Annotated in this window: 2 protein-coding genes and 2 pseudogenes; all 4 read left to right on the forward strand. The window is 35.3% G+C overall.

Annotation, left to right across the window (positions count from 1 at the left end):
* A pseudogene (locus AC3OCB_RS02645) lies at positions 1-301 on the forward strand (AAA family ATPase); the annotation flags it as partial.
* Positions 302-694 carry a hypothetical protein gene (locus tag AC3OCB_RS02650; RefSeq protein ID WP_498340649.1) on the forward strand — a complete coding sequence of 131 codons (393 nt, stop codon included), beginning with the start codon at positions 302-304 and terminating at the stop codon, positions 692-694.
* Positions 672-1,628 (forward strand): acyl-CoA thioesterase, encoded by a 957-nt coding sequence (locus AC3OCB_RS02655; protein WP_498340650.1) that lies wholly within the window; start codon positions 672-674, stop codon positions 1,626-1,628. The genes AC3OCB_RS02650 and AC3OCB_RS02655 overlap by 23 nt, the downstream gene beginning before the upstream one ends.
* Before the next feature lie 78 nt (positions 1,629-1,706).
* A pseudogene (locus tag AC3OCB_RS02660) lies at positions 1,707-2,429 on the forward strand (alcohol dehydrogenase catalytic domain-containing protein); the annotation flags it as partial.
* Between the last annotated feature and the right edge of the window lie 154 nt (positions 2,430-2,583).

Raw genomic sequence — 2,583 nt, forward strand, 5'->3', positions numbered from 1 at the left:
GAAGATCTCTACTATGATGAGATTGGGAAGGAGAAGAAGAATAGGGTTTATTTTTTCTACTCATAACCCTAATGACCTTTCGGATATAATAGTTCAATTAGCAAATACAAAGGTGATCTTCAGAATTAAGCCAGAAGTAGCAGAAAGTCTGGGACTCTCAAAGAGCGAAGCAAAAATACTGAGCTGGGAGAAAAATGGAGTCTCATATCTTCTTTCCCCTTGGCTTAGGGAAGGAAAAATTAAAATAAGAGTTCCAGTACCACCACCATTAGGGCATTACGATTTATCAAAGGCGAGTTAAATGGAAGAGCTAAAATTGGCAATAAAAAAGATGAATACAAAAGGAGACAAAGAGAGTGTATTACAGTTTCTTAGTCAGGCAATGAAATTAATTCCACCTTCAGATGATTATGGGGTTACTCTAGTTAAGAAAGGAGTTCACGAATATGTATTAGATAGAAAAGGAGTTGTAATTGTTTCTTTATCACAAGACGAATACTTACCTTTCTTCTCTGCCGAGCAGAAAAGAATAGATACAGATAAAATACCAGATGATGTAATAAAAGAGATAAAATTAAAATGGAAAGAAATACTTGATCAACTTAGAGATTATGCGTTAGATTACTCTAAATTTGATAAAAAATATTTAAAAATAGCAGACGATATAAACGGTGTCTTGTTTGAGAATCTCTGAGACTAAAGTTAGCACAAGGAGAATAATTCATTATGAAAACACAAACTTTTTTGGAAGACTCCACGGCGGTGATATGTTAAGTTTCCTAGTAGACACTGGTATGATATCGGCAATGAAAGTAGCAAGAGGTCTAGCAGTTATAGCTTCACTAGACGATGTAGCATTTAAAAAACCGATAATGTTAGGAGATATCATAGATATTGAAGCAGAAGTAGAATATGTTGCAAATACATCGATGGAAGTTTCGATGAGAGCTTTGAAAAACTCTGATGTATTAGTTGAGGCTACAGCTACATATGTTAAAGTAGATGAGTTCCTAAGACCAACAATAATAGAAAACAAAGTAGTTCCAGAGACAAGTGATGAATTAGAAAAATACGAGAAAGCAATAAAGAGAAGGCAGGCTAGATTAGATATAATTAAAGAAAGAATTAAGAAAAGATATGAAATTGATGACCCCACACAAGGATTGAGATTTAGGACAGAATCTGCATATTTTATATCACCAGAGATGACTTATGATGGAAGGATAATTTCTGCAGGGAAACTACTGAAATTAATGGATGATATTGGAGGTGCTTTGTCACTAAACTATGTAAATTATGATAACTTTAGTCAAGAAAATGGAGCTATTGTTACAGTATCAGTAAATAGTACTAGTTTTTATACTCCGATAAGACTTTCGGATGTAGTGAAAATAAGAGCTGGCATCTCATACGTTGGTAACACTTCTTTTGAAGTAATGTTAAATGTTACGAGGCTAGATACAAAGAACTTTGTAGAGGAACATGTAACTACTGCTTATTTCAATTATGTAAGAATTGATAAAGAAGGAAGGCCAATGAAAGTTAAGGAGTATGTACCTCTTACTGAAAGAGAAAAACAAGTATATCAAGAGGCATTACAAAGAAGGAAAAGATTGATGAAAATATAACTTGTTTTTAAATTTAAGTAAATTAACTTTACTTAAGTAAAGTTAAGAATTAAACTAATCAAGAGAATATATTTAACAATGAAAGCGTTAGTTTTCGAAAAATCGGGATTGGAAAATTTAAAAGTACAAAGTGTAAGTGAACCTAGTCTAGGAGCACATGATGTTTTAATAAAGGTGAAAATGGCGGGAGTAAACCCAATAGACTACTTCGTAGTTAATTTCATCCCAGTAAAGCCGATGCCTCACATACCAGGTGCTGAAATATATGGTGAAGTAGTTAAAGTTGGTGATCATGTAAAAAGTTTTCAACTTGGAGACAAAGTAGTTGTATACAATAGAGTGTTTGACGGAAAATGTGACATGTGTTTACAAGGAATGGAAATGTTATGCAGGAACGGAGGAATAATGAGCCTCGTAACTAACGGAGGATATTCAGAATACTTTGCAGTACCAGAACAGAATCTAGTTAAAGTAGATGGAATTCCAGATGAAGTTGCAGCAAGTTTACCAGTAGCGGCTCTAACCTCATATCACACTCTAAATGCTGTAGCTCCTCTATTTAATAAGAGTGTGGTTGTATTTGGTGCCAGCGGAAATACTGGACAGTTTTCTGTACAGATAGCTAAAATGATGGGAGCTCACGTTATAGCTGTTAGTAGCAAGAGTTGGGTTAAGGACTTCGGAGCAGATGAGGTAGTAGATTACAACAATGTAGAGGAAAAGGTAAGAGAGATAACTAATGGTAAAATGGCTGATATCGTGATAAATTCTGTTGGAACTTCGGTATGGGACAAAAGCGTTTCCCAGGCCATGTCATTTCTAGATACTTCTTGATACTTCTCGATCCACGGTCTGGGTTAGCCCTAGGTGTAGTATCATCAGCTTCAACCACACCGCATGGAGCCCAGTCGAGGCTAACGCCATGAGCCTCCCATTTGAGGTTTTGCTGTCAACT

The organism is Sulfurisphaera sp., assembly GCF_059755235.1.

What these genes read in the sequence shown, in the direction of transcription:
- AC3OCB_RS02650 (WP_498340649.1), top strand. Translation starts at nt 302, where the DNA reads ATGGAAGAGCTAAAATTGGCAATAAAAAAGATGAATACAAAAGGAGAC.